Raw genomic sequence first — 928 nt, forward strand, 5'->3', positions numbered from 1 at the left:
TGTTTTCATCTCATAGTCCATGACGGCAAGCTGTTCAATAATTGACCGGAGCTCGGCTTCTGAAAAAAGCCTTGCTTGATCCATCGCCAGCTTTACCCGAAATGGATGAACTTTTAAGTTAGAAGCGATTTGCTTTTGTCCGTATCCTTGTTCCGCGAAGTACTTTGTTTGCAGGATCAGCCGGAACTGGTTCGAAATAAGCGCCATGATTTTGATTGGTTCTTCATTTTGTTTGAGCAAATCATAAAAAATTTGCAGACTCTCCGTTCGTTTTCGGTTGACGATTTTATTAATCAGCTCAAAAATATTTTGTTCAAGGCTTCTCGCAACAAGCATTTTCACATCATCCAGCGTAATTTCTTCACGATCTCCAATAAACGTGCAGAGCTTTTGAATCTCCTGAAAAATCGATGACAGATGTCCATTCACAAGCAGAACCAAATGCTCCGCCGCTTCAGTGCCGATTGTTTTCTGCTCGGTTTTTGCAAGGTTGACAGTAAAATCTGTCGTCTCCTTTGCGTTTAATTCCTTCGCCTCCATCATAAATGCGTGCTTCTTTAGCGCTTTCGTCAGTTTTTTCCGCTCATCCAGCTTTTCATACGGGGCAAGCAGGACAAAGACCGTGTAAGGCGCAGGAGATTGTATATATGTTTCAAGCGCACTGACGTTTTGCTCAATTTTTTCTTTTTTCTTTTCACCTGTTAAAAAGTATGGATTTTTCACAATAACAAGACGCCGCTCCCCCATAAACGGGAACGTTTCAGCATCTGCAATTGCTTGATCCAGCGGGTCCTCTTCCAGATCAAAAACGGATAGATTGAAATCCTTTGTCTCCTGATCAATGACCGTCTGTCTGATCCTGCTGACGGTTTCTTGCAACAGATACGTCTCTTTTCCGTATAAACAATAAACCGGATGAACATCTCCC

At 42.3% G+C, this 928-nt stretch carries 1 protein-coding gene; it reads right to left on the reverse strand.

The genetic code is table 11. The features are described 5' to 3' along the window. On the reverse strand, window positions 1–928 hold a 928-nt coding region (gene holA, locus RAC86_RS39185), incomplete at both ends, for a DNA polymerase III subunit delta (RefSeq protein WP_377887006.1).

The organism is Bacillus sp. LR_5 (assembly GCF_042709275.1).